Source organism: Pseudomonas sp. JAI111 (assembly GCF_024809425.1).
Taxonomy (GTDB): Bacteria; Pseudomonadota; Gammaproteobacteria; order Pseudomonadales; family Pseudomonadaceae; genus Aquipseudomonas.
The window spans coordinates 388,974-412,782 of the sequence record NZ_JANUCB010000004.1 but is presented as its reverse complement, the minus strand read 5'-3'; the positions used below and the strand labels follow the sequence as shown (position 1 = coordinate 412,782).

Sequence of the window (23,809 nt, the reverse complement as noted above, 5' to 3'; positions counted from 1 at the left end):
TCTGGGCTGAGGGATGCAATCCACTGGATCGGAGCCAGAGTCTAGTTCATCGGTAGAGGGCCATTCCATGAGCCACACTGATGGGTACACGCGTCGACAACTGCTCAGGCTGGTTGCCGGTGCTTCGGCGGTTTTCACCTTCGATCCGGCCTTTGCAGCATCTGCGCCGTCGACGGAAACAGGAGGCATGAACATGCTGACCCGGCCCATACCTTCCAGCAACGAGCCATTGCCCATCGTCGGGTTGGGGACGTATCGCGGGTTTGATGTCGAGCCTTCCAGTGCGGCTTACAAACAACTGCCTGCCGTGCTGCGCGCGTTGTTCGAGAAGGGTGGGACGCTCATCGATAGCTCGCCCATGTACGGTCGCGCCGAACAGACCACCGGTGAATTGCTGTCGATCCATCAGCCGCGCTCGCCGGCCTTTCTGGCCACCAAGGTCTGGACCCGTGGCCGTGAAGAAGGCATCGCGCAGATGGAACAGTCCTTCAAGCTGCTGCAAACCGATCGTATCGACCTGATGCAGATCCACAACCTGCTGGACTGGCAAACTCATCTGCCGACCTTGCGCGAATGGAAGAAAGCAGGGCGCATCCGCTACATCGGCATCACCCATTACACCGCGTCGGCGTATGACGAGGTGGAAGCGGTGCTCAAGGCCGAGCCGCTGGATTTTTTGCAGATCAACTATGCCCTGGATGATCGCGGCGTCGAAAAGCGCATCCTGCCCCTGTGCCGCGAGCGTGGCGTGGCGGTGATCTGTAATCGGCCGTTCGGCGGCGGTGGCTTGCTCACCCGCTTGCAGGACAAACCGTTACCGCGATGGGCGGCGGATGTCAGGGTCAACAGTTGGCCGCAAATGGCGCTGAAGTTCCTCCTGGCCCACCCGGCGGTGACCTGCGTGATTCCCGGCACCGGCAACCCGCGCTACATGGCCGACAATGCCGGTGCCGGTTTCGGGCCGATGCTGACCGGGGCGCAGCGTGAGCAATTGATCGATATCGTTAAATGAGTGCGCTAGCGAAACCGCTCCGGGATGGCCTCGGCGAACGGAAACATCGATAAGTAGGGCTTGGCTTCGTCGAGGACTCGCCGCACTGACGGCCGCGCCATCAGCCGCTCGAAATAAGCCTGCAGGTGATGATGTTCGTCGTGGAACGGCTGGAGTGTGCTGGCATAGAACAAGGCCGGGGCCGCCGCGCAATCAGCGAGGCTGAAATCCGCGCTGGCCGCCCATATCCGAGAGGCCATCTGATGTTCGAGAATGCCGTACGCGGTGTCCAGCGCCGCGCGTTCCCTGGTCAGATCGCCGTGGGCCGAGCGCATGCGATCAACAACAATCTGATGCATCGGCCCTTGAACATGGTTGTCGAAAAACCGGTCCCAGAGCCGAACCTCCAAGGCGCTTTCCCAATCGCCGGGAATCAGCGCGTTGGCGCCCGGGAAAAACCGGTCGAGGTATTCAATGATGATGCTGGATTCCGGCACCGTTCGCTGGCGAGCGGCGTCATGGATGACCGGGAACTTGACCAGTGGCCACAGTGCTTGAAGCTCTGCTCGCTGCGCCACGTCCCCCAGCTCGATGATTCGCCTGTCGAAGTCGGTAGCGTTTTCATACAGCGCGATCAGCACCTTGTGGCAGTACGACGACAACGGATGGTAGTAAAGCGTCAATGACATCTTCAAATCCTCCCGCAGAGTTGGCCTTCAACAGCATAGTCGCCGCCCCGGTGGTTGACTGAAACGCGGTGCTAGACTTTTCAGGTGGCATGAGTTCGCTGGAGGTGTGTCATGACGGCTCAAACGCTGGACAAAGAGCTCATCAGCATTGTGGTGCGCAATTACGTGGAAGGGATGGTATTCGCCGACGAAGTGCTGCTGCGGCAGGCGTTTCATCCCGACTGTCGCATCATTGGTCATTATCACAATGAACTGGAATGGTTGCCGTTGAATGACTTTATCAACGCGATCAAGGCCGAGGGACCGGCAGCCAAGGACGTCAATCCGTTCTGGCAAACCGTTAGCGTTGATGTAACGGGCGATGCCGCCGCCGTGAAAGTCATTGATGACTATCTCGGCATGCGGTTCACGGATTATCTGTCGTTATTGAAGATCAGGGAGCGCTGGATGATCGTCAACAAGGTGTATTACCTCAACGAATAAAGCGCAGTTGCCTGGGTGTTGAAAGACACCCAGGCAAGCGGAGGCGATCAGCGGCGGTCCAGCCACACGGTCTGCGCGTTGCAGAACTCGCGAACGCCGAAGTGCGACAACTCACGACCGAAACCACTTTTCTTCACGCCGCCAAAGGTCACGCGTGGATCACTGGCGCAGTAGCCGTTGATGAACACGCCACCGGTTTCCAGTTCGCTGGTCATTTGCTCGGCCAGTTCGACATTGCGCGTGTAGATCGTCGCGGCGAGGCCGAACTCACTGTCGTTCGCCAGTTCCAGCGCATGGGCTGCGTCGCGAGCGGTGATGATCGAAGCCACCGGGCCAAACAGTTCCTGCTTGAACGAGGTCATCTGATCGGTGACGTTTGCAAAGACCGTCGGCTCGTAGAAGTTGCCCGGGCCTTCGGCCTTCTTGCCGCCCATCAATAATGTTGCGCCTTCTTCCAGGGTGTCGCGTACCTGTTGATCGAGTTCATCACGCAGATCAAAGCGAGCCATCGGACCGATGTAAGTGTCGCTCGCCAGCGGATCACCGACCACCAGTTTGTCGGTCGCTTCGACGAACTTGCGCGTGAATTCCTCGACGATGCCTTGCTCGACAATCAGGCGCTTGGCCGCCGCGCAGACTTGCCCGGTGTTTTGATAGCGACCAATCACGGCGGCTTTGACCGCTTCGTCGAGGTCGGCATCGTTGAGCACGATGAACGGGTCGGAACCGCCCAGCTCCAGGACGCATTTTTTCAATGCCGCACCGGCCTGCGCGCCGATGGCCATGCCGGCGCGCACGCTGCCGGTGAGGGTGACCGCAGCGATGCGCGTGTCTTTGATCGCGGTGGAAACACCTTCTGGCGTGACGTTGATGACTTCGAACACGCCTTCAGGGAAGTCGGCTTGCTTGAAGGCTTCAAGCAGCAAATAGGCGCTGCCCATCACGTTTGGTGCATGCTTGAGCACGTAGGTGTTGCCAGCGATCAACGCTGGAACGGCGCCGCGCAGGACCTGCCAGATCGGGAAGTTCCACGGCATCACCGCGAGAATCGGGCCGAGCGGGCGGTATTCAATGCGCGCTTTGCCACCTTCAACCAGTGTCGATTCGGCGTTGAGCATGGCCGGGCCGTGTTCGGCGTACCACTCGCACAGTTGCGCGCATTTTTCGATTTCGCCACGGGCCTGGGTGATCGGCTTGCCCATTTCCAGGGTGATCATGTTGGCCATGGCTGCCGAGTTGTCGCGCAAGGCCTTGGCCAGCACGATCAACAGCTGCGCGCGTTGCGCCACCGGCTTGCTGCGCCAGGCACGGAATCCGGTCGCGGCACGCGCCAGTGCGGCTTGCAGCGCCGAATCGGATTCAAAAGCGTAGTGACCAATCTGCTCGCCATTGGCGGGGTTGATCGAAATGGCATGGGTAAGGCTGGAAACGTTGGTCATGGCACCGTCCTGCGAGGTGGGGATGTGCTCAGATTACGGCGGTGTTAATTTTCTGGAAACTGAATAATACTGAGCATATCGTTCACGTTTGGAGAATGACTTGGATCTGGTTCAGCTCGAAATCTTCAAAGCTGTCGCCGAGCACGGCAGCATCAGCGTGGCCGCCCAGCATATCCATCGGGTGCCATCGAACCTGACGACGCGCATTAAACAGCTTGAGCTGGATTTGGGCGTGGACCTGTTTATCCGCGAGAAAAGCCGCCTGCGCCTGTCACCGGCCGGCTGGAGCTTTCTCGACTATGCCCGGCGCATTCTTGATCTGGTCCAGGAAGCCCGGGCGACGGTCGCCGGTGAAGAACCGCAAGGATCGTTTCCGCTCGGGTCGCTGGAAAGCACAGCGGCGGTGCGCATTCCCGAGCTGCTGGCCGCCTATAACCAGAAACACGCCAAGGTCGAGCTGGACCTGTCCACCGGACCTTCGGGGACCATGATCGATGGCGTGTTGTCGGGGCGATTGGCTGCTGCGTTTGTCGACGGCCCGGTGTTGCACCCGGCGCTGGAGGGCGTGCCGGCCTTCGAGGAAGAGATGGTGCTGATCGCACCGCTGCACCATTCGCCCATCCAGCGTGCGCAGGATGTGAACGGCGAAAACATCTACGCCTTCCGTTCCAATTGCTCCTACCGCCACCACTTCGAAAGCTGGTTCGCCAACGACGCGGCGGTGCCCGGCAAGATTTTCGAGATGGAGTCCTATCACGGCATGCTGGCCTGTGTCAGCGCCGGTGCCGGCCTGGCGCTGATGCCGCGCAGCATGCTCGAAAGCATGCCGGGCTGCAGCACCGTGAGCATCTGGCCGTTGTCGCAATCGTTCCGTTATTTGCGCACCTGGCTGGTGTGGCGCAGGGGCACGGTGTCGCAGAGCCTGACGATGTTTGTGCGTTTGCTGGAAGAACGCGGTGTGGTTCAGCAAGAGGCCGCAATCCCTGGATAAACGCAAACCCCCGGTGGGAGTGAGCCTGCTCGCGATAGCGGTGTGACAGTTATCAATTTTTTGACTGACAAACCGCTATCGCGAGCAAGCTCGCTCCCACAGGGGAATGGGGTTCTATTCAGCCTGCGCGGAAAACCATTGCATCACCTGTGCGCACGTGGGATGCGACGCCGCCGAAGGTTGCAGGCACAGCGAATAAACGCCCCGGGTTTTGAGCGGTAACCCGAACGGGACAACGAGCACGCCGCGATCAATCGATTCTTCAGCCAGGGTCAGGTCAGTCACGGCCACCCCCAAGCCGCGCGCGGCGGCATCCAGGGCCAGTTCATCGAGATTGAAGGGGATGTGTCGATAGGCTTCCAGCGGTTTGCCGTGGGAACGGCATCGACATCGCCTATTCGATTCCGGATGAAGGTTCGACTCTGTGGCTCGACATGGTGGTCATGCCTAAAAAAATCCCCGGGAGTCGACACTGGCTCCCGGGGATTTTTTTCATAAGGCGCGTTTCGGAAGTTTCCAGTTTGGCCGGATGAAGTGGCAGGTGTAGCCGTTGGGCAATCTTTCCAGGTAGTCCTGATGCTCCGGCTCTGCTTCCCAGAACGGGCCAGCGGGTACGATTTCAGTCACGACCCTGCCGGGCCACAGACCGGAGGCATCGACATCCGCCGCTGTGTCTTCGGCTATCGCTCGTTGGTCTTCATTCAAATAGAAAATTGCCGAGCGGTAGCTGAGGCCGATGTCGTTACCCTGACGATTGGCGGTCGACGGATCATGAATCTGGAAGAAAAACTCGAGGATTTGCCGATAGCTGGTGATGCTCGGGTCAAACACAATCTCGATCGCTTCGGCGTGAGTGCCATGGTTGCGGTAAGTGGCGTTGGGTACATCGCCACCGGAGTAACCGACTCGCGTCGACAGCACGCCGGGTTGTTTCCTCAGCAAATCCTGCATGCCCCAGAAGCAGCCACCGGCCAGAAGTGCAGTTTCAGTGTGCGTGGTCATTGCTTACTCCTCAGTGTTCATTGATTTGATCAGGTTGTTGCGCAGCGTCACGATCGACTTCTGCAGTTGCGTGAACTCTTCTTGCGTCAGGCTTTGCGATGGTATCGCAAGTGCTCCAGGTCAGTGTGTGATCAATGGTGGGCGACAGGTTAGACACAGGGGGACGTTCAGCGCCACGTCGATGTTTGCGCGGATGGCCGGGACAGGCTTGCGGTTTTGCGTCGGGGCAAAACGAAAAAGCCCGCACGGGGCGGGCTTTGGAATCGAGTAGGTGGCCAGCGCTGGTCTCTGGCTTACGAGATTTATCAGGCTTCTGACAGAACAGTCTTGTGCTGTCTTGCTTCACACGGCATAAGGGCTGGATCTCACCTCGGAGATCTTTCTAACCGTGTACCCTTAGGAGCGCGCCCCACGCTTCCTCGCTATCCTCTTGCGCATCAGTCTGCGTCTTCACCTACAAAATTCAGATTAGCAAAGCTTGCGAAACGCGCCTCTGGATTTTTAGACCGATTTCGTCCTTTAGGCACAGTCTCAGGATTGAAAATTGCTATAGGCAACAACCCGATACAGCCTGCCAGCGAGGCAGGCTGTACCAAGGACGCGGGTTAAACCAGGTTGATTTCTACGTCGATGTTGCCACGGGTCGCCTTGGAGTACGGGCAGGTTTGATGCGCGGCATCCACCAATGTCTGTGCGACGGCAGGATCCAGGCCCGGAAGGCTGACATTGAGCCGTGCCTGGAGGAAAAAAGCGTTTTCGGTTTTGCCCAGATCCACTTCGGCATCGACGGCGGTGTCGGTTGGCAACGCGACCTTCAACGCTGCAGCGGCCTTGCCCAATGCGCCGATGAAGCAAGCCGACCAGCCTGCACCCAGCAGCTGTTCAGGGTTGGTGCCATTCCCCGAAGAGCCTGGCGGAGAAAGCTTGATGTCCAGGCGTCCATCTTCGCTTCGTGATTCGCCGTTACGGCCGCCAATGGTGTGGGTCTTGCCGGTATAAAGCACAGTGTCGATTTTATTGATCATGACGGTTCCTGCGGAAAAGTTGGGTTGACCATTGATGTCAGCCGGATGCTGGAAGAGCCGGCGACATGCTCACTTTTTCACCTTCATGTAGTGCGTGTGTGTCCTGAACCTGCGCTTGTGTATCGGTGTGTAAGATCGCCCCGCGAAATTACACACCGATACAAAGCCATTACGCCTGCCAGTTTTTCCGGTGAGCAGGTGCGCCCATGGGTGAACTGGATGCAGCGCCATCGACGACGATTTCTGCGCCGACCACGTTTGAAGAATCGCTGGAGGCGAGGAACAGCGCGACCGAGGCGACTTCATCGGCTTCACCGATGCGACCCAGCGGAATGGTGGTGATCAGTTTTTCCTCCAGCGCGTCCATGCCAACCTTGACGGCGTGAGGGTTCCAAACCGGGGTGCGCGCCGCGCCAGGGGTAATCTGATTGACGCGAATACCCCGTGGCGCAAATTCGGCGGCCATCACGCGAGTCATGGCGCGAACCGCGGCTTTACTGGCCGCGTAGGCGCTGTAGCCCGGCCATCCGAGGATGGCATGCACCGACCCGTTCAAGATGATCGAGGCACCCGGATTGAGGTGCGGCTCGGTCGCTTGCACGGTGAAAAACGTGCCGGTGAGGTTGGTCTGGATAATGTTCTGGAAGGTCTCCAATGAGGTTCCGCCGACTGGGGTTTGCCCGGCAATGCCGGCATTGGCGAAAACAATATCCAGCTTGCCGAAGGCGGCGACCGCCTCGGTGACGGCGCGCTCGATCTCGCTCACATCCGTCAGGTCGGCCTTGATTGCCAACAGGTTTGGACCGAGTGCTTCCCGGGCTTCATCCAGGGTTTTTTGACTGCGACCGGTGATCGCCACTTTTGCGCCTTCGGCGATGAACAGTTTCGCGGTGGCCAGGCCCAGGCCGCTGTTGCCGCCAGTGATGAATGCAGTTTTTCCAGCCAGTTTCATGGGACTCTCCTACGGTTTTATCATGCAACCATTGATGATGAAGTGACTGCGCGTCTGGCACAGCCATGAGCTACCTGAGAACAGGTTCATGGTTTCATGATGAAACCAAGTGGTGTTATTTCTACCAACGCCGGTTGTATTATGCAACCACCTACCGGACTGACGGATATGCGCCAGTACCGGCGGCCTTTTCTGTTGGAGGTTTATTGACGTGAAGCGCAAAAGTTTGCAGGGCAGTCCCTGTCCCGTCGCTCGATCCCTGGATCTCATTGGCGATTGGTGGTCGTTGCTGATCATCCGTGATGCGCTCTCGGGCACGAAGCGCTTCAGTGATTTCCAGAAAAACCTGGATGTCGCGAAAAACATTTTGAGCACCCGCCTCAAAAGCCTGGTGGCAGAGGGCGTGATGCGCATGGAACCGGCGGCTGACGGGAGTATTTACAAGGAGTACGTGCTGACCGAAAAGGGCAGGGCGTTGCAGACCGTGCTGATTGCGCTGTCGCAATGGGGCAACGAGTTTTTGTACGAACCCGGCGAATCGGGATCGGTCATGGTCGATGCAAAAGACCGCAAGCCACTGCAGAAACTGCAGTTGGTTTCGACGGACGGCCGTCAGCTAAAGCCAGAAGATATCGTGACCAAATTGGGCGTACCGCACTAACGTGTACGCCCAGGTTTGTATCTGAACGTATCCCCGGCACCGGTAGCCAACCTGGCATACAAATTCAGGCTTGTTTGACACTTGTGCGATACACAGCGACCTCGTAATGCAGCTCTCGCCGGCCTTGCCGTGCATCCATTGGAGAGTCGAGATGTCCCGTATCAAACCCAGTAACACCGCAAGCAAGCTCGGCATCGCCCTGGCTGTCGTCGTAGCGCTCGGCGCATTCGCGAGTTTCTCTCAAGCCGAAGAGGTGAAGGTTCCCGCGCAAGCCGCGCCGGCAAAAAGCTGGCAGGCAGGGCTGCATCGCACGGATCTGTTGCGTCAGGACCTCGACGTCTCCGGGCGTGAAGTGATTCAGGTTCTGGTGGATTTCGATGCGGGTGTGGCTTCCCCCAAACACTCTCATCCAGGGGTTGAAGTGGCCCACGTCATCTCGGGTACGTTCGAGTATCAGCTTGAAGGACGGGCCCCGGTTACGCTCAAGGCGGGCGATTCCTTGTACATCCCCGCTGGCACTGCCCACATTGCCAAGAACGTCGGTGACGGCAAAGCCTCGGAACTGGCGACTTACATCGTGACGAAAGACGTGCCGCTGGTGGTGCTGGAGCAGTAAGCGATGGACGCCCGATGGGTTGCACCGGGCGTCATGCTTAAACCGCGCGTTTAGTGACTGGCTGTCGAATCTCCGGGCCATCCAGCCTGACGCAGGGCCTTGAGCAGTGTTTTCTCATCCAGGCCCGGTACGGCGTGACCGTTGCCTTCAGTCGTTTCAGAGGCCAGCAGGGCGTTGATGATGGCTTCTTCGACAGCTTCGGTGGCGGCCAGGAACAACTCGCTGATGTGGTCGTTGTTGACCATGCGCAGGTTGTCGCAGGTTGGCGCGCCTTTGCCTTCATAGGCCGCTGGCGGCACGTGCTGATTACCGGTGGCGAAGGCAATGAAAATATCGCCGCTGTGGTCTTCGTTGCCGCCGCCGGTGCGGGCAAGGCCCAGGCTGGCGCGCTGTGCCAGGCGCGTGCATTGGTGCGGCAGCAATGGCGCGTCGGTAGCCAGGCAAACGACGATTGAACCCATCCCCGGATGAGGCAGCGACGCCCTGAGAAACGGCGAGTCGGCCTTTTCCATGTACCGCCCGACGGGATAGCCGTCGACGCGCAATTCGTTGCGAATACCGTGATTGGCCTGGACGATGGCGCCGACGGTCCAGCCGCCCTGTGCCTTGCTCAATTGCCGCGAGGAGGTGCCGATGCCGCCCTTGAATTCGTGGCAGATCATCCCGCTGCCGCCGCCCACGGCACCTTCCGTTACCGCGCCGCCCACTGCGTTGCGCTGCGCCTGGGCCACGTGTTCGGGCTTCACATGAAAACCGTTGATGTCGCTGAGCAGGCCGTCGTAAGTCTCCAGCACCACCGGCATGTTCCAGTAAAGTCGGCCGTCGTCGGGTTGGGTTTCGCGATCCAGCGCAATCAGCGCATCACGCACCACGCCCAGGCTGTGGGTGTTGGTGAAGGCAATCGGGCTGGTCAGTAGCCCTGCTTCGCGAATCCACTCAAGACCGGTGGCATCGCCATTGCCGTTGAGCACATGGACGCCGGCAAAACACGGTTGCTGATTGGTCGACCCGGCACGCGGTTCGATCAGGGTCACACCGGTGAAGATGTCCCGGCCGCTGGCGGTGCGTCCGCGCACATCGCTGTGGCCGACGCGCACGCCTGGCACATCAGTAATGGCATTGAGGGGGCCGGGTTGCAATTGGCCAAACTGGATGTTCAAGTCGCGGGCACGTGGTTTCATCGTTTCTCTCATGTTCATTGAATAATTAATTCACAAGGGACAGGGTCGGTTGCGTTTTACTGGCCGTTCTTCACTTTGCTCCAGACCCGCGTGCGCACCCGTTCGGTGGCTGGCGGCAGGGGCTGGAGGGTGAACAACGTGGCCAGGGCTTCGGCGGACGGGTAGACGGCGGGGTTGTTGCGAGTCGCTTCGGCCACCAGCGGCGTCGCGCTGCGGTTACCGTTGGGGTAGGACAGGTAATCGCTGACCGGGGCAATGACTTCGGGGCGCATCAGGTAGTCGATGAAAGCCAGGCCTTTTTCCGGATGCGGTGCGTCCTTGAGCAACACCAGCGTATCGAACCAGACCGGCGCACCTTCCTTGGGCAGGCTGTAGGCGATTTTCACGCCGTTGTTGGCCTGCTCGGCGTTCTTCTTGGCTTCCAGCATTGCGCCCGACCAACCCACGGCCACGCAAATGTTGCCGTTCGCCAGGTCGCTGATGAACTTGGACGAATTGAAGTAGGCGATGTGCGGACGCAGCTTGAGCAGCAGCGCTTCGGCTTTCTTGTAGTCTTCGGGGTTTGTGCTGTTGGGCGGCAGGCCCAGGTAGTGCAGGGCGACCGGCAGCATTTCGGAGGGCGAGTCGAGCATCGCTACGCCGCACTGGCCGAGCTTGGCCAGGTTCTCTTCGTTGAACACCAGGTCCCAGGAGTCCACCGGAGCCTTGTCGCCCAATGCGGCGCGGACCTTGTCGATGTTGTAGCCGATGCCGTTGGTGCCCCACAGGTATGGAACGGCGTACAGGTTGCCCGGATCGTTATTGGCCAGTTTCGCCAACAGGTCGGTGTCCATGTTCTTGAAATCCGGCATCTGCGCGCGGGGCAGTGGCGCCAGGGCGCCGGCCTTGATCAGGGTCGGCAGGCTGAAGTTGCTCGCCACCACCACGTCGTATCCACTGCGGCTGGTCAGCAATTTGCCTTCCAACACTTCGGCGCTGTCGAAGGTGTCGTAAACCGGTTCGATGCCGGTGTCGCGCTTGAAGTCGTGCAGGGTGTTGGGGCCGATGTAGTCATACCAGTTGTAGACATGGACGGTCGGGCCGTCCGTGGCAAAGGCCGACAGCGAAACACACAAAAGGGCGCTCAGTCCGAGATTGATCTGTTGACGGGGACGACTCATGATGCGGCACTCCTGGCCTGCTGCAGGCCGGTAATGATCAGGTGCTTGCAGCGTATCGGCAGGCGCAATACACACCCATTCCCATCATGGGTTACTCGAAAGGGGTAGTGCGTGGACGCGTTGTTGAAAGAGTTGCCGGTGCATCAGGGGCTGGCGCGGGTGTTTGGTGCGCTGGGGCAGGACGGTTTCTGGCGCGCGCTGGTCGACACGCTGCGGCTGTTGGTGCCGATGGACAACGCCCTGGTGGCGCTGATGCATTCGGGGCGAGTGCCACGGCTGTTGATCGACTTCGACTCAAAAGGCAGCGCCACCGAACAGGAAGAACTGGCGGACTACAGCGCCGGCATGTACCTGCTCGATCCTTTTTACCAAGCGGTGTGTGCCGGAATTGTCGACGGTTTGCACAGCCTGGATTCGGTGGCCGCCGACCAGTTCCTGCAGAGCGAGTACTACTTGAGCTATTTCCGCTCGGTGGTGGGCAGTGACGAATTGCAATTCATGGTCAACGTCGACGGCGCCGTGCTGGGTCTGTCGATGGGTCGCTCAACGCGATTTACCCTCGAGGAGCAGGGCCGCTTGCTGTGCGTGCGTGACTGGGTGCTGGCGGCGATGCGCCGTCATCTGCAATTGATGCCACCGCAAGGCGTGGCCGCTGAGCCTGTGGCCGGCGACCTGGCAACCTTGCTCGATCGCTTTGACGCGCGATTGTCTGTGCGAGAAGTCGAAACCGCGCGACTGATTCTCCAGGGCTTTTCCAGCAAAGCCATCGCCCAGCAAATGGGCATTTCACCGGAAACGGTGAAGGTGCATCGGCGCAATCTCTATCACAAGCTCAATGTGAATGGTCACGGCGAGTTGTTTGCGCTGGTGCTGCAGCCGCTCTGATCACTTGATCTCTGTGGCAGCACTCAGGCCCCCAGCTTGAACACCAACGCCTTCAACCCGCATTCGATATCAGCGTCCGGAAACTCCGGCGGGTTCTCCAGCCGTTGCACGAAACGCAGGCTCGGCGCTTCTCGCTCGACACCCTCGATCAGGAAGTCGGCACCGAACGCCGGGTCATTCATACACGCCAGTACTGTGCCTTCGGGACTGAGCAATTCCGGCAGTCGGCGCAGCACACGCTGGTAATCCTTGGTCAGCAGGAAACTGCCTTTCTGGAAGGACGGCGGGTCGATGATCACCAGATCATAAGGGCCCTTGCCAATCACCTTGCCCCAGGACTTGAACAGATCGTGGCCGAGAAAAGTCACCTTGCTCATGTCGTGGCCATTGAGCCGATGGTTGTCGCGGCCACGGTTCAGGGCCGGGCTGGACATGTCCAGATTGACCACGTGTTCGGCGCCACCCTCGATGGCCGCCACCGAAAAACCGCAGGTGTAGGCGAACAGATTCAACACCCGTTTACCCTCGGCATTGGCTCGCACCCAATCACGGCCATAGCGCATATCGAGGAACAACCCGGTGTTCTGCTTGCGGCCCAGGTCGACGCGATAGCGCAGGCCACCTTCGGTGATGGTCATTTCCTCGATTGCGTCCCCCAGCAACCATTCGGTGGTGCTTTGCAGCAGGTAGCGGTGTTGCAGCAGCAAGGTTTGCGCGCCGGATTGTTTCCATTGTGGCGACTGGGTGATGTCCATCAGCACGCCTTTCAGCGCTTCCAGCTGAGTCGCCTCAGGTTCCTTGAACAGCGACACCAGCACCACGCCCTGCAACCAATCGACGGTCAATTGCTCCAGCCCCGGCCAGCATCGGCCACGGCCGTGGAACAGCCGGCGGGTTTCCGCGGGAGCCGCTGCCAGCGCTGTCAGCAAATGGTTGTGAAGGGTGGAGAGGGCATCTGAGTTCATCGGGCAGCGTCGGCAATTTTGGGGGGCGGCATTTTAACCACAATTGCGGGGTGAGCACCGCAGTCGGGGATCGAGAGTTATCACGTTTAATTTAACTTTGCGTGAGGATTTGGCGAACAGTCGGCTCGCATAATCGGCTCCAACCAATAACAACAGCCACCGGGAGCCCGACATGTCGAAGTTAACTGCTTCACCTACGGTCAGCACGCATCCTCGCTGGCTGCGACTGACCCACTGGCTGAACGCCTTGGCGGTGCTGGTCATGGTCACCAGCGGCTGGCGCATCTACGACGCTTCCCCGCTTTACGATTTCAGTTTTCCCAAGGCCATCACGCTGGGCGGCTGGCTGGGGGGCGCCTTGCAATGGCATTTCGCAGCGATGTGGTTGCTGGCCATCAACGGCCTTGTCTATCTGATCATCAATATCACCAGCGGCCGTTTGTCACGGCGCTTTCTTCCGGTTTCACCCAAAGGAATTTTGCATGACCTGTGGGCAGCCTTGCGCGGCCGGTTGGGTCATGCCGACCTGAGTCATTACAACCAGGTGCAACGTCTGGCGTACCTGTTTGTGATGGTCGACATCACGCTGCTGGTGGTGTCCGGGCTGGTGTTGTGGAAGTCCGTGCAGTTCCCGTTGTTGCGTGAACTGCTGGGCGGGTATGACACCGCGCGGCATGTGCATTTCATCGCGATGTCGCTGCTGGTGGCTTTCGTCGCGGTGCATCTGGTGATGGTCGCGGTGGTTCCAAAGACGTTATGGGCCATGATTTTTGGTCATAAGGAGCCTGTATGAAAAAGCGCATTGTAGGCTCGGGGCTGGACGAGTCCTCCATCCTGTCCGAGGCCCGTAAAATCATTGCTCCGCAGATCGAAGACCGCTCACGTCGCTCGTTCCTGCTTCGCGGCCTGACCCTCGGTGGTATGGCCCTGTTGTCCGGCTGCGACATCACCGACAACGAAAGTGTCGAGACCGCGCTGTCTTCCATGTCCCGGTTCAATGATCGGGTGCAGGGCTGGTTGTTCAACCCCAACGCACTGGCGCCGACCTATCCCGAGTCGATGATCACCCGGCCGTTTCCCTTCAATGCCTTTTACAGTGTCGATGAAGCGCCGACCGTGGAGGAGGAAAGTTATCGACTGGAGGTCACAGGCCTGGTCGCGGACAAACGCAGCTGGCGCCTCGAAGAGCTGCGGGCCATGCCCCAGACCGACCAGATCACCCGGCACATCTGCGTCGAAGGCTGGAGCGCGATCGGGCGCTGGGGCGGCGTGCGCTTCAGTGACTTCCTGAAACGGGTCGGTGCCGATACGGACGCCAAATATGTCGGCTTCAAGTGCGCTGACGATTACTACACCAGCATCGACATGGCCACGGCGCTGCATTCGCAAACCTTGCTGACGCTCACCTATGACGGCGCGGTCCTGCCGCGCCAGTACGGCTTCCCGATGAAGCTGCGCATGCCCACCAAGCTGGGCTACAAAAATCCCAAACACATTCAGGCCATTTTCGTCACCAACACCTATCCGGGTGGCTACTGGGAAGACCAGGGCTACAACTGGTTCGGCGGTAGCTGACGGCGCTGGTCATTTCATCGCGCAGTTCGTGCTGCGCTCAATCGCAACCTGTACGTCTGGAGCCTCATCATGAAAAAGCTAACCACCGTTGTCCTCTCCATGTGCCTCGCCGTCGGCGCCGCCAGCGTTTTCGCCGCCGATGCGACGACTAATAACAGCATGAGCAACGACAGCATGAGCAAAGACGCCATGTCCAAAGATGCCATGCAGAAAAACACCATGAAAAAGGACACGATGTCCAAGGACGCCATGTCCAAGGACACAATGAAAAAAGACACCATGTCCAAGGACGCCATGAGCAAGGACACGATGAAAAAGGATGCGATGTCCAAGGACACCATGAAAAAAGAAGCCCCCTCGTACTGAGCCGAATACCGTCCCTGAGGGCCGAAACAGGGCATTAAGGCGCCGAAGCAGACTGCAAGGCGCCTCATTTTGTCGCAGTCCTGTATCAAAAGTGAATTTCCGCCGAGTCCGCTGCTCATACCTGTAGGTAGCGGATTTGAGTCCGCGAAATCATTTGTGCAATCAGGGAGTGACGAAGTCATGTGTCCAGTATCGAAGGCGGGCGAGCACCTTCCAGAAAGGTTGATTCTGGTGGTCGAGGATGACCCGTTGATCCTGGAGTTTCTCTGCGAAATTCTTCAGGAGGAAGGTTTCAAGGTTGCACCGCAAACCAGTGCAGACGCTGCTTCACTGTATTTGGAGGAGCATGCCGACGGCGTCTCTCTACTACTGACCGACATCACCATGCCAGGCAAAATCAACGGTGCAGCACTGGCCAATCTGTGCGGTGATCGCTGGCCGCAGACGCCGATCATGATCATGTCCGGTTTCGAAACCCCCGAAACTTCCGGGGTGAAGCACCCGGTCACGTTCATCAAGAAACCGTGGGCGATCGGGCAATTGCTGGATTGCGTAGACGTGGCCTTGAAGTCCAAATCGGTCGGCTGATACGTCGCTGGCTCTTTGCAAGTGCTACATTGCTCGGCGAACCCGTCCTGGCTCTTGCGAGAGGAAGCTCCTCCTTGTCTGCTCACGATTGCATTTTGAATACGCCGTATCGTGCCTTTCTGTTTGATATGGATGGCACCGTCCTCAACTCCATCGCCGCCGCCGAGCGGATCTGGACAACCTGGGCCTTGCGCCACGGGGTGGATGTTGAATCTTTCCTGCCGACCATTCACGGCGCCCGGGCCATCGACACCATCAATCGTCTGGCCTTGCCGGCAGTGGATGCAGAGGCCGAAGCCAACTGGATTACCGAAGCGGAAATCGAGGATGTCGAGGGCATTGTCGAGGTGTCCGGCGCAGCAAACTTCCTGAACGGCTTGCCAGCGAATCAATGGGCGATCGTCACCTCGGCGCCGAGAGCGCTGGCCTTGCGCCGAATGGCCGCCGCGGGGATTCCCGAGCCTGACGTGATGGTCACTGCAGAAGACGTCAGTGCCGGCAAACCGGATCCTTCGGGCTATCGATTGGCCGCTGCACGGCTAGGTTTTCAGGTCATTGATTGTCTGATCTTCGAAGACGCCGCCGTGGGCATTCTGGCGGCGGAAGCTGCCGGGGCAGACCTCGTGATCATCACCGCGACACATGACCATCCGATCCAGACGCGACATGCCACCTTGGCCGGTTATGACCGGGTGACCGCGCGAGTAGATCCCGACGGGAAAATCTGCCTGACGCAACGCTGAATATGGGGTCGGGAGTTTCAATAAATTCCGGGAATCAACCGCCAGCTTCGCGCGCAATAAGCCTCGTATTCACTCCCGAATTGCGCCCTTAGCAGCGCCTCTTCCGAGTGAATGCGGGCAATCAGCGGAATCACCGTCAGCGCTGCCAGCAGCAGTCCAATAGCCGAGCGAAAACCCAGGGCCCAGCCCACGGCGATCACCAACATTCCCAGGTAACTGGGGTTGCGCAAACGCCGGTAAATGCCGTCGGTGACCAGACGGTGCCCCGGTTGAATCGCCACCAGCCCGCTAAAACGCTTGCCCAGCACAAACACCGGCCACATCCGCAGCGCGCCGCCGACGATAAACAGCAATGCCCCCAGCCAGCGCACACCCTCGCCACCGAAGGTCCAGAAGTCGATCCGGTCGGTATAGGCCGGCAGGTAACCACTCAACAACCCAATCACCCCAAATGCCGGCAGCACCCAACGATTGGCCCGGTCCTCCCGTTCGCCGGAACTCAGATTGACCTCGGTGAACAACGAGGCAATGGCCATCGCCAAGGTGGCGAGGGCAATGACCACCAGCGGTGCATGAGAAAAAAACGCCGCCAATCCGCCCAGCCCCCAGATCGCGAGAGCGAGGTAGGCGAGGGTGGAGACGATGGCGAAAAACGCCAGTTTGGGCGAGATTTTCATGGGCATCCTTCCGGGGTTGCTTCGACTTCTTCAGTGTAGAAGCTCAGGCTGATTCGTCGGCGCAGCCTGCTCACCAAACATCACGCCGTCATCCGCGACCTGGCGTTGCGCCGAATCACCTGCGGCGGCTGACCAAACGCGCGCAGGAAGGCTTCGCGCATGCGGCGACGATCAGTGAACCCTGATTCGGTGGCGATTTGATCAAGGGTCAGGCGCCCGTGTTCGAGCAGTTGTCGCGCCGATTCCAGGCGCAGGTTTTCGATGGCCTTGGCCGGGGACTGCCCGGTCTCTGCGCGAAAGGTCCGGCTGAATTGCCGAGGACTCAGTCGCGCGACTTCCGCCAGTTGCTCCACGGATAACGGTGAGGCCAAGTGTTCCCGGGCGTAGCCGAGGACGGTCTGGATACGGTCGGATTTGGGCGCCAGTTCCAGCAACGCCGAATGCTGCGATTGGCCACCGCCACGGCGCTGGTACATCACCAGTTTCTGCGCGACGGAGCGGGCCAGTTCGGCGCCGTGGTCCTTTTCGACCATTGCCAGCGCGAGATCGATGCCGGCGGTCATGCCCGCCGAAGTCCAGAAGGCACCGTCGACCACGTAAATGCGATCCTCTTCGACCTTGATCGAGGGAAACCGCGCTTGCAGTTCCCGCGCGTAGGCCCAGTGCGTGGTGGCGCGTCGTCCATCGAGTAGCCCGGCCTGGGCCAGCACGAATGCCCCCGAACAAATCGAGGCGGTGCGCCGTGCGGTTTTCACGCTGGCGCGCAAGTAGGCCAGCACGCCTTCGGGGACCTGTTCGAGGATGCTGTCGCCACCGACCACGATTACCGTGTCGAACACCCGCTCATCGAACGCCTGGGTCCCTACGCTCAAACCGCCGGAAGCGCGCAACGTGCGGCCGTCCTCAGAAATCACGCTTACGTCATACAGCGCCTCGCCGGCGCTGAAGTTGGCGTACTCGAACACGGGCATGGCGGCCAGCGCCATGGACTGAAAACCCTCGAAAACCACGAACGCCACGGATGTCATCGATGATGCCCTCAAACGGTCATGTCCGAAAAACGTACTTTAAACGTCATTTGAGACGCGCGTAAGTCAATTTATAACAGTTCACACCCGGCGACCTTATCGCCTCACTGTGAAGGAAATTGAACATGGCGCTCTCATCCAAAGGCACTGCATTGATTACTGGCGCTTCTTCGGGCATCGGCGCGGTCTATGCCGACCGGCTCGCTCGCCAGGGTTACGACCTGATTCTGGTGGCTCGCAGCCAGGCGAAGCTCAACGCGCTGGCCAACCACCTGAGCAACGAAACCGGCCGCGCCATCGAAGTGGTCGCCGCCGACCTCAAGCAAAAGGCCGACCTGCTTAAGGTCGAAAGCATCCTGCGCAACGACGCGAGCATCACATTGCTGGTCAACAATGCCGGCGTTGGCGGCGTCATGCCGTTGCTCGGCAGCCCGGTGGACGACATGGAAGACATGGTTGCGCTCAATGTCACCGCGCTCATGCGTTTATCTTATGCCGTGGTCCCTGGATTTGTGGCACGCGGCACCGGCACCGTGATCAACATCGCCTCGATCGTCGCGATCGCCCCGGAAATCCTCAACGGTGTTTATGGTGGGACCAAGGCCTTTGTCTTGGGATTGAGCCAGTCAATGCACCGCGAACTGGCCGACAAGGGCGTTCACGTTCAGGCCGTGCTGCCCGGCGCTACCGCCACCGACTTCTGGAGCGAAGCCGGCAACCCGGTGGAAAACCTGCCGCAAGAGATCGTCATGTCCGCCGAGGATATGGTCGACGCCGCATTGCTGGGGCTGGCGAGAGGGGAAGTAGTGACGATCCCGAGTTTGCACGAGGGTGACAAGTGGGATACCTATGAAAGCCAACGCCAAGTGCTGTCCGGGTCGTTTGGCCACTCGTCGGTGGCGCCGCGCTATCGGTAGAAGGTAACCTTGGGGGCAAGGTGAACTAAGCTTGAATAAGGACCATTCACACCGACGTGTCGAAAATCCCGGCAGGTCGGTGTTGCCCTAGGGAGCGCAAAATGCTGCACATCAGAACGCCGTTGATTCTGCACCCGGGCTTGTCGACGCCGGCCCGACGTATCTGGCTCAAACTGGAAAACCTGCAACCGAGTGGTTCATTCAAATTGCGCGGCATGGGCCTGTTATGCAGTCAGGCCAAGGCACAGGGTAAACGCAAAGTCGTTTGTCCGTCCGGTGGCAACGCCGGTTTTGCCACCGCCATGGCGGCCGCGGCCCTCGGGTTGCAAGCCTGCATCGTGGTGCCGCACACCACGCCTGAAACCACCCGCGCACGGATCAGCAAAACCGGGGCCGAGGTGATCGTTCATGGCAAGGTCTGGGACGAGGCCAATCAGCGGGCGAAAGAACTCTCGCAAGAATCGGATACTCAATACGTACCGGCGTTCGACCATCCCGTGTTGTGGGAAGGGCACAGCACGCTGATCGACGAGGTCCTTGAGGATTGTCCTCAAGTCGATGCGATCGTGACGTCGGTGGGGGGCGGCGGTTTGCTGTCGGGCATCCTGACCGGGTTGATTCGGCACAACCGCAAGGACTGTCGGATCATCGCCTGCGAAACCCTGGGAGCGGCGTCTTTTGCGGCTGCCATGGAGGCTGGCCATCCGGTCAGATTGCCGCGAATCGATACCGTCGCCACTTCGCTTGGCGCAGCACAAGTGGCTGCCTGGCCCGTGCAGCACATCCGCGAGTTTCCCTACGAGTGCGTGGTGCTCGGAGATGATGAGGCGATCATGGGCGTGGTGCGTTACGCCAGCGACCTGCGTCAACTGGTCGAGCCGGCATGCGGTGTTTCATTGGCTGTCGCGTACCTTGACCATCCGGCGATTGCCCAGGCCCATGACGTGGTGATTGTGGTGTGTGGCGGGGTCAGCATCAGCGTACAGCTGGTCGCTGGCTGGGCGCGTTCATTGCCGCGGTGAAACGAGGCAGGGCTGCAAACGATCCAGGTGTCGCTAGCCCTACCGCTACATTTCAATCCTTACTGACCCGCTGTGCTTTCCTGAATAAGGATGGCTCTGGCCAACTCTTCGTCGCTGGCTTTGAGGCCTGGATTTTCCTGGCGGATCTTGTTCAACACCGATTCCAGATACACCCCGCGAATCGTACCGCCACTGGCCACGAAGCTCGAGGCATCATCACGGGCGGGAATCGCCAGTTTGTGATCCTTGAACGTCGAGTAAAGCGACGCAGAAACCCCTGCTGAGGTGGCGACATCGCCCGCATCCACTTTGGCGAAGGCCGAACCGAAGGGTAAGCACAACATGAACGACGAAACGATAATCAGACGGCGCATGGCAAAGTCCTCTGAAGCGTGAAGCAAAAAAGAAGTACCTCATAATTTTGGATGCATGGGCGTTGTCAGGAGTTCCCTGGCGAAGCGTTATCCGTTCGAAAGCGTCAGCTTGAAGATTCAGCCTTTCGCCGCGCAAACGATGATTTCCACCAATAGCCGTGGATCCGCCAGTTTCGCCTCACCACAGGCGCGAGCCGGCGCGTGCCCCGTCGGGATCCAGGCATCCCACACGGCGTTCATCGCTTCGAAATCCGCCATGTCAGCCAGCCAGATAGTGGTCTGCAGCATCTGCTCTCTGGAGGAACCTGCTTCTGCGAGCAAGACATCAATGCGCGCAAGCGCATCACGCGTCTGGTCGGCGACGTCATGATGAGGTTCGCCGACTTGCCCGGCCAGGTACACGGTCTTGCCGTGGATAACGATCTGGCTCATGCGCTGGTTGGTGTGTTTACGCTCGATGATTTGCATCAATTGTTCTCCTTTGAAATGGAATCGCTCAGAAGCGTTGCACTGAAAAACTGTCCAGCCAGGAGGGCGCTTTACCGGCAATGCAGTCGGCGACCAACTGCCCGGTGGCCCCCGCCAGTGTCAGGCCCAGGTGCTGGTGCCCGAAGGCGTAGATCATTCGTGGCTCGTTAGGCGATGGACCGATGACGGGCAGCGAATCTGGCAACGAAGGGCGGAAGCCGAGCCATCGACGGGCGACCGGTTCGGTCAGGCCCATGACGCGCCGCACATGTCGCTCCAGATAGTCGAAGCGCTTTGGATTGGACGGGTCGTTGATCGAACCGAGTTCCACCGTGCCCGCCACGCGCAGGCGTCCGGCCATGGGCGTCATGTAGAACGCTCTTTCCACCGGGCAGCAGGGGCGATTGAGCAGGGTGTCTTGCAGATCAAATTCGATGTGGTAACCGCGTTCGGTATCCAATGGAATGTGATCCCCGACCTGACGTGCCAGCGCCGCAGACCACGCTCCGCCGCACAGCACCACCCGGTCGGCGCGCCAGGTTTTGCCTTCGGCGCTGCTCAGGTGCAGGCCATCGGCCTGGCGTTGTACACCGGTGATCGTTGCCTGATGCAACACACTTTCGGCAACCAGCGGTGCGGCCAACGCTTCGATGAAGGCTCGCGGATCGTCCATGTGCGACGACTCGGGGAACAGAATGCCGGCCACTGATTTGCCCGCAAGGGCCGGCTCCAGCTGATCGACATCGGCAGCGCTCAGAACCTGTTGCGCAATTCCCAGCGAACGGCGCAACTCGATGGCGGCCTGGGCGCCGGCGAAACCTTGCTCCGTGCCATAGGCATAGAGGCAACCGTTGTGGCGCAAATGCTGATCGGCCTGCGGGCAGTCAGCCAACAATGGTGCATAGCCGTCGTAGGTGTGCTGGAGGATTTTTGTCAGCGCCAGGGTGTTCGCTTCACAGCGCGAAGCACGGCATTCATTGAGAAAACGCAACAGCCAGGGCATCAGCCGGGGCAGGCGCGCCCAGTTGATGACGAAGGGCGATTCCTGCGAGAACAGCAGCGATGGAATTGCCTTGAGCAGCGATGGCTGCGCGATCGGCATCACGCCGTAAGGTGCCAGGGTGCCGGCATTGCCGTAGGACGCTCCGCTGGCAATCGCATCGCGCTCCAGCAACACCACCTGATAACCCTGGCGGCGCAGCCAGAGTGCGGTGGCAACCCCGACAACGCCTGCGCCGATGACGGCGATTTCGCAATGAACTGGCTGTGTCATGTTCCTCAGATCCGGTTGTGCATGTAGAGATGACCCTGGCGCGCCAATTGACTGATGACGTTCAAGGCATTGATCAGCGAGTCCCGTGACAGGGCCGCCGAGATGTTGATTCGCACCGCTTGCGGCGACAGTTCCGGACGCAAGGTGAAGGCGCCGCCAGCCAGCAGCACGACGCCGCGGTCGTGGCACAGACGAGCAAAACGCGAGCCGGTCCAGGGTTCCGGCAACACCAGCCAGGCGTGTGTGCCGGTGGCGCTGTGCTGAAATTCGAGGCCTTCAAGGTGAGTAGCCAGCAACGCCTGGCGGATGCGCAGTTCTTCGCGCTGCTCCGAGACCAACTGGTCGGCATGACCGTCCTCGATCAACCGGGTGGCGATCAGGGCGGTCAGCGGCGAAGTGCTCCAGCAGTCGATGCGTTGCATGGCGGCAATGTCTTGTACCAGCGGTTGCGGCGCCATGACAAAACCCATGCGCAACCCCGGCGCGATGCATTTGGACAGGGCGGAAATGTAGATCGTGCGTTCCGGCATCAACGCCGCCAGAGCCGGCGGCGATTGGTCCAGCAGCGGCCGATAAACGTCGTCTTCGATGACCAGCAGGTTGGTTTCGCGGATCACCGCGGCCAGTTCTTTACGGCGCTCGGTGTCCAGGGTGATGGCGGTAGGGTTGTGAATCGACGGCACCAGAAACAGCAATCGTGGCTGATGTTCGGCGCACGCCAGGCGCAACGCTTCGGGCGACATGCCGTGAGCGTCAGCGTCGACCCCGACCAGGATCAGGCCCAGCGAGCGGCACAAGGCGTTGATGCCTTGATAGGTCACGCTGTCGGCAAGCACGGTATCGCCGCTGTTGGTCAGGCTGCGCAGCGTACTGGCAATGCCATGCTGGGCGCCTTCGACGATCAGCATTTGCGAGGCCTGGGCCTCGACGCCCGTGTGCCGTAACCACTGGGCCGCGGCTTCACGTGCCCAGAGCGGACCTTCGGACGGGTGATAGTCCTTCATGTCGCCGAAACGCGGATCGCTCGACAGTCGCGGCAGCAGTTGCGCCAGGACCCGATTGAACCCGTCGGTGGCGGGGCGGTTGACGCTCAGGTCGACGGTGCCCGGGTCATTGCTCGGCGCCGACTGGAATTGTGCGGCGGGATGACGTGGCTGCGCGACTTGCGTGCCACGGCCGGGACGGCTTTCCACCAGGCCTTTCTGCTGCAACACCGCCATGGCTTTGGTCACCGTGGTGATGTTCACCCCCAGTGCACTGGCGAACTCGCGATGGGGCGGTAGACGCTCCCCCGGTTTGAGCTTGCCGTTGCCGATCGCTTCAGCCAGTGAATCGGCCAATTGCGCGTAAAGGGTCTCGGCCTTGTCGCGCTGCAACGCGGCGCTGGCTTTCAGTTCGTCCAGCAATTGTTCGAATTGACTCATGGTGCTGTTCCCTGCTTGTCATGCTTGTAGCAAGACAATAAGCAAATTTGTATTGCTTTTTATCCGATACAAAGCCCATTGACAAGCTAAAAATCCGTGATTAGTGTGTGAATTGTAATGCTTGTCATGCAACACAATAAGAAAATGGCTGCCATGCTCAGCCCAACGGGTACGCACATGACTATCAAAACGTTCCAGCCGGGTTTGTCCCGGCACCACCGACTCTTCAGGCTGTCAGCGGGCGGCACAGAGTATCCGGTGTGTTGTCCCCCTCGCGCAAAGTCTTCGATGAAATTATCCGGTCAATCGACCCC

Annotated in this window: 27 protein-coding genes and 1 pseudogene; 13 read left to right on the top strand and 15 right to left on the bottom strand. The window is 59.6% G+C overall.

Translation table 11 applies throughout. The annotated features are described in order from the left end of the window. Positions 1–67: 67 nt before the first annotated feature. Positions 68–1,012: an aldo/keto reductase gene (locus tag HNR03_RS16040; protein ID WP_222587224.1), complete on the top strand. Its 945-nt coding sequence runs from the start codon at positions 68–70 to the stop codon at positions 1,010–1,012. 5 nt (positions 1,013–1,017) lie between these two features. Here HNR03_RS16040 and HNR03_RS16035 read toward each other — a convergent pair whose 3' ends face one another. Next, positions 1,018–1,680 (bottom strand): glutathione S-transferase family protein, encoded by a 663-nt coding sequence (locus HNR03_RS16035; RefSeq protein ID WP_259154576.1) that lies wholly within the window; start codon positions 1,678–1,680, stop codon positions 1,018–1,020. Between the two features lie 111 nt (positions 1,681–1,791). On the opposite strand from HNR03_RS16035, the gene HNR03_RS16030 reads away from it, so the two are divergent. Further along, positions 1,792–2,163, top strand: coding sequence for a nuclear transport factor 2 family protein (locus HNR03_RS16030; protein WP_222587222.1), 372 nt, complete (start codon positions 1,792–1,794; stop codon positions 2,161–2,163). 47 nt (positions 2,164–2,210) lie between these two features. Here HNR03_RS16030 and HNR03_RS16025 read toward each other — a convergent pair whose 3' ends face one another. Continuing rightward, on the bottom strand, positions 2,211–3,602 hold the full coding sequence (locus HNR03_RS16025; protein WP_259154575.1) for an aldehyde dehydrogenase family protein: 1,392 nt from the start codon (positions 3,600–3,602) through the stop codon (positions 2,211–2,213). 100 nt (positions 3,603–3,702) lie between these two features. On the opposite strand from HNR03_RS16025, the gene HNR03_RS16020 reads away from it, so the two are divergent. Then, positions 3,703–4,593, top strand: coding sequence for a putrescine utilization regulator PtrR (locus tag HNR03_RS16020; protein ID WP_259154574.1), 891 nt, complete (start codon positions 3,703–3,705; stop codon positions 4,591–4,593). Positions 4,594–4,707: 114 nt separating this feature from the next. Here HNR03_RS16020 and HNR03_RS16015 read toward each other — a convergent pair. The 4 genes and pseudogenes from HNR03_RS16015 to HNR03_RS16000 all read right to left on the bottom strand — a co-directional run. Next, positions 4,708–4,965 (bottom strand): annotated as a pseudogene (locus HNR03_RS16015) (LysR family transcriptional regulator); the annotation flags it as partial. Positions 4,966–5,085: 120 nt separating this feature from the next. Further along, positions 5,086–5,595: a peptide-methionine (S)-S-oxide reductase MsrA gene (gene msrA, locus HNR03_RS16010; protein ID WP_259154573.1), complete on the bottom strand. Its 510-nt coding sequence runs from the start codon at positions 5,593–5,595 to the stop codon at positions 5,086–5,088. Positions 5,596–6,200: 605 nt separating this feature from the next. After that, on the bottom strand, positions 6,201–6,620 hold the full coding sequence (locus HNR03_RS16005; RefSeq protein ID WP_259154572.1) for an organic hydroperoxide resistance protein: 420 nt from the start codon (positions 6,618–6,620) through the stop codon (positions 6,201–6,203). 169 nt (positions 6,621–6,789) lie between these two features. Continuing rightward, entirely contained in the window at positions 6,790–7,572 is a 783-nt protein-coding gene (locus HNR03_RS16000) for an SDR family oxidoreductase (RefSeq protein WP_259154571.1), read from the bottom strand. A 211-nt stretch (positions 7,573–7,783) separates the two neighbouring features. On the opposite strand from HNR03_RS16000, the gene HNR03_RS15995 reads away from it, so the two are divergent. Both HNR03_RS15995 and HNR03_RS15990 read left to right on the top strand, forming a co-directional pair. Next, a complete protein-coding gene (locus HNR03_RS15995) occupies positions 7,784–8,233 on the top strand; it encodes a helix-turn-helix domain-containing protein (protein ID WP_222587214.1) in 450 nt (149 codons plus the stop codon). A 151-nt stretch (positions 8,234–8,384) separates the two neighbouring features. Further along, positions 8,385–8,849 (top strand): cupin domain-containing protein, encoded by a 465-nt coding sequence (locus HNR03_RS15990; protein WP_259154570.1) that lies wholly within the window; start codon positions 8,385–8,387, stop codon positions 8,847–8,849. 50 nt (positions 8,850–8,899) lie between these two features. Here HNR03_RS15990 and HNR03_RS15985 read toward each other — a convergent pair whose 3' ends face one another. Together HNR03_RS15985 and HNR03_RS15980 are read right to left on the bottom strand one after the other, a co-directional pair. Then, positions 8,900–10,030 (bottom strand): P1 family peptidase, encoded by a 1,131-nt coding sequence (locus tag HNR03_RS15985; RefSeq protein ID WP_222587212.1) that lies wholly within the window; start codon positions 10,028–10,030, stop codon positions 8,900–8,902. 56 nt (positions 10,031–10,086) lie between these two features. Beyond that, positions 10,087–11,190, bottom strand: a complete 1,104-nt coding sequence (locus tag HNR03_RS15980; protein WP_259154569.1) for a polyamine ABC transporter substrate-binding protein — start codon at positions 11,188–11,190, stop codon at positions 10,087–10,089. A 111-nt stretch (positions 11,191–11,301) separates the two neighbouring features. Between HNR03_RS15980 and HNR03_RS15975 the strand changes: the two genes are divergently transcribed. Further along, complete coding sequence (locus tag HNR03_RS15975) at positions 11,302–12,075, top strand: helix-turn-helix transcriptional regulator (protein ID WP_259154568.1); 774 nt, start codon at positions 11,302–11,304, stop codon at positions 12,073–12,075. A 23-nt stretch (positions 12,076–12,098) separates the two neighbouring features. Here HNR03_RS15975 and HNR03_RS15970 read toward each other — a convergent pair whose 3' ends face one another. After that, on the bottom strand, positions 12,099–13,040 hold the full coding sequence (locus HNR03_RS15970) for a class I SAM-dependent methyltransferase (protein WP_259154567.1): 942 nt from the start codon (positions 13,038–13,040) through the stop codon (positions 12,099–12,101). Between the two features lie 172 nt (positions 13,041–13,212). Between HNR03_RS15970 and HNR03_RS15965 the strand changes: the two genes are divergently transcribed. The 5 genes from HNR03_RS15965 to HNR03_RS15945 all read left to right on the top strand — a co-directional run bounded on the left by HNR03_RS15965 (position 13,213) and on the right by HNR03_RS15945 (position 16,312). After that, on the top strand, positions 13,213–13,833 hold the full coding sequence (locus HNR03_RS15965) for a cytochrome b/b6 domain-containing protein (protein WP_259154566.1): 621 nt from the start codon (positions 13,213–13,215) through the stop codon (positions 13,831–13,833). Beyond that, positions 13,830–14,615 carry a molybdopterin-dependent oxidoreductase gene (locus HNR03_RS15960; RefSeq protein WP_259154565.1) on the top strand — a complete coding sequence of 262 codons (786 nt, stop codon included), beginning with the start codon at positions 13,830–13,832 and terminating at the stop codon, positions 14,613–14,615. The genes HNR03_RS15965 and HNR03_RS15960 overlap by 4 nt, the downstream gene beginning before the upstream one ends. Positions 14,616–14,684: 69 nt before the next feature. Beyond that, entirely contained in the window at positions 14,685–14,981 is a 297-nt protein-coding gene (locus HNR03_RS15955) for a pentapeptide MXKDX repeat protein (RefSeq protein WP_259154564.1), read from the top strand. Between the two features lie 180 nt (positions 14,982–15,161). Continuing rightward, positions 15,162–15,569 (top strand): response regulator, encoded by a 408-nt coding sequence (locus HNR03_RS15950; RefSeq protein WP_259154563.1) that lies wholly within the window; start codon positions 15,162–15,164, stop codon positions 15,567–15,569. 74 nt (positions 15,570–15,643) lie between these two features. Continuing rightward, the gene (locus HNR03_RS15945; protein WP_259154562.1) at positions 15,644–16,312 is read left to right on the top strand and encodes an HAD-IA family hydrolase; all 669 of its coding nucleotides are present in this window, start codon (positions 15,644–15,646) and stop codon (positions 16,310–16,312) included. Positions 16,313–16,329: 17 nt separating this feature from the next. Here HNR03_RS15945 and HNR03_RS15940 read toward each other — a convergent pair whose 3' ends face one another. Together HNR03_RS15940 and HNR03_RS15935 are read right to left on the bottom strand one after the other, a co-directional pair. After that, a complete protein-coding gene (locus tag HNR03_RS15940; protein ID WP_259154561.1) occupies positions 16,330–16,989 on the bottom strand; it encodes an isoprenylcysteine carboxylmethyltransferase family protein in 660 nt (219 codons plus the stop codon). A gap of 80 nt (positions 16,990–17,069) precedes the next feature. Further along, positions 17,070–18,017 (bottom strand): GlxA family transcriptional regulator, encoded by a 948-nt coding sequence (locus HNR03_RS15935; RefSeq protein WP_259154560.1) that lies wholly within the window; start codon positions 18,015–18,017, stop codon positions 17,070–17,072. 125 nt (positions 18,018–18,142) lie between these two features. On the opposite strand from HNR03_RS15935, the gene HNR03_RS15930 reads away from it, so the two are divergent. Together HNR03_RS15930 and HNR03_RS15925 are read left to right on the top strand one after the other, a co-directional pair. Then, positions 18,143–18,934, top strand: coding sequence for an SDR family oxidoreductase (locus tag HNR03_RS15930; protein ID WP_222587201.1), 792 nt, complete (start codon positions 18,143–18,145; stop codon positions 18,932–18,934). Positions 18,935–19,035: 101 nt separating this feature from the next. Continuing rightward, positions 19,036–19,956, top strand: coding sequence for a pyridoxal-phosphate dependent enzyme (locus tag HNR03_RS15925; RefSeq protein WP_259154559.1), 921 nt, complete (start codon positions 19,036–19,038; stop codon positions 19,954–19,956). 59 nt (positions 19,957–20,015) lie between these two features. Here HNR03_RS15925 and HNR03_RS15920 read toward each other — a convergent pair whose 3' ends face one another. From HNR03_RS15920 to HNR03_RS15905, 4 genes are all read right to left on the bottom strand, one after another. Next, positions 20,016–20,330: a DUF2388 domain-containing protein gene (locus HNR03_RS15920; RefSeq protein ID WP_259154558.1), complete on the bottom strand. Its 315-nt coding sequence runs from the start codon at positions 20,328–20,330 to the stop codon at positions 20,016–20,018. Between the two features lie 117 nt (positions 20,331–20,447). Next, positions 20,448–20,798, bottom strand: a complete 351-nt coding sequence (locus HNR03_RS15915; RefSeq protein ID WP_259154557.1) for a RidA family protein — start codon at positions 20,796–20,798, stop codon at positions 20,448–20,450. A 28-nt stretch (positions 20,799–20,826) separates the two neighbouring features. Further along, entirely contained in the window at positions 20,827–22,071 is a 1,245-nt protein-coding gene (locus tag HNR03_RS15910; RefSeq protein WP_259154556.1) for an FAD-binding oxidoreductase, read from the bottom strand. Between the two features lie 5 nt (positions 22,072–22,076). Next, entirely contained in the window at positions 22,077–23,495 is a 1,419-nt protein-coding gene (locus HNR03_RS15905; RefSeq protein ID WP_259154555.1) for a PLP-dependent aminotransferase family protein, read from the bottom strand. Positions 23,496–23,809: the final 314 nt, after the last annotated feature.

Excerpts from the sequence above, each read along its gene's own strand:
- HNR03_RS16040 (WP_222587224.1), top strand. The coding sequence starts at position 68 with ATGAGCCACACTGATGGGTACACGCGTCGACAACTGCTCAGGCTGGTT.
- HNR03_RS16035 (WP_259154576.1), bottom strand. The coding sequence starts at position 1,680 with ATGTCATTGACGCTTTACTACCATCCGTTGTCGTCGTACTGCCACAAG.
- HNR03_RS16030 (WP_222587222.1), top strand. The coding sequence starts at position 1,792 with ATGACGGCTCAAACGCTGGACAAAGAGCTCATCAGCATTGTGGTGCGC.
- HNR03_RS16025 (WP_259154575.1), bottom strand. The coding sequence starts at position 3,602 with ATGACCAACGTTTCCAGCCTTACCCATGCCATTTCGATCAACCCCGCC.
- msrA (WP_259154573.1), bottom strand. The coding sequence starts at position 5,595 with ATGACCACGCACACTGAAACTGCACTTCTGGCCGGTGGCTGCTTCTGG.
- HNR03_RS16005 (WP_259154572.1), bottom strand. The coding sequence starts at position 6,620 with ATGATCAATAAAATCGACACTGTGCTTTATACCGGCAAGACCCACACC.
- HNR03_RS16000 (WP_259154571.1), bottom strand. The coding sequence starts at position 7,572 with ATGAAACTGGCTGGAAAAACTGCATTCATCACTGGCGGCAACAGCGGC.
- HNR03_RS15990 (WP_259154570.1), top strand. The coding sequence starts at position 8,385 with ATGTCCCGTATCAAACCCAGTAACACCGCAAGCAAGCTCGGCATCGCC.
- HNR03_RS15985 (WP_222587212.1), bottom strand. The coding sequence starts at position 10,030 with ATGAAACCACGTGCCCGCGACTTGAACATCCAGTTTGGCCAATTGCAA.
- HNR03_RS15980 (WP_259154569.1), bottom strand. The coding sequence starts at position 11,190 with ATGAGTCGTCCCCGTCAACAGATCAATCTCGGACTGAGCGCCCTTTTG.
- HNR03_RS15970 (WP_259154567.1), bottom strand. The coding sequence starts at position 13,040 with ATGAACTCAGATGCCCTCTCCACCCTTCACAACCATTTGCTGACAGCG.
- HNR03_RS15965 (WP_259154566.1), top strand. The coding sequence starts at position 13,213 with ATGTCGAAGTTAACTGCTTCACCTACGGTCAGCACGCATCCTCGCTGG.
- HNR03_RS15960 (WP_259154565.1), top strand. The coding sequence starts at position 13,830 with ATGAAAAAGCGCATTGTAGGCTCGGGGCTGGACGAGTCCTCCATCCTG.
- HNR03_RS15955 (WP_259154564.1), top strand. The coding sequence starts at position 14,685 with ATGAAAAAGCTAACCACCGTTGTCCTCTCCATGTGCCTCGCCGTCGGC.
- HNR03_RS15950 (WP_259154563.1), top strand. The coding sequence starts at position 15,162 with ATGTGTCCAGTATCGAAGGCGGGCGAGCACCTTCCAGAAAGGTTGATT.
- HNR03_RS15940 (WP_259154561.1), bottom strand. The coding sequence starts at position 16,989 with ATGAAAATCTCGCCCAAACTGGCGTTTTTCGCCATCGTCTCCACCCTC.
- HNR03_RS15935 (WP_259154560.1), bottom strand. The coding sequence starts at position 18,017 with ATGACATCCGTGGCGTTCGTGGTTTTCGAGGGTTTTCAGTCCATGGCG.
- HNR03_RS15930 (WP_222587201.1), top strand. The coding sequence starts at position 18,143 with ATGGCGCTCTCATCCAAAGGCACTGCATTGATTACTGGCGCTTCTTCG.
- HNR03_RS15925 (WP_259154559.1), top strand. The coding sequence starts at position 19,036 with ATGCTGCACATCAGAACGCCGTTGATTCTGCACCCGGGCTTGTCGACG.
- HNR03_RS15920 (WP_259154558.1), bottom strand. The coding sequence starts at position 20,330 with ATGCGCCGTCTGATTATCGTTTCGTCGTTCATGTTGTGCTTACCCTTC.
- HNR03_RS15915 (WP_259154557.1), bottom strand. The coding sequence starts at position 20,798 with ATGCAAATCATCGAGCGTAAACACACCAACCAGCGCATGAGCCAGATC.
- HNR03_RS15910 (WP_259154556.1), bottom strand. The coding sequence starts at position 22,071 with ATGACACAGCCAGTTCATTGCGAAATCGCCGTCATCGGCGCAGGCGTT.
- HNR03_RS15905 (WP_259154555.1), bottom strand. The coding sequence starts at position 23,495 with ATGAGTCAATTCGAACAATTGCTGGACGAACTGAAAGCCAGCGCCGCG.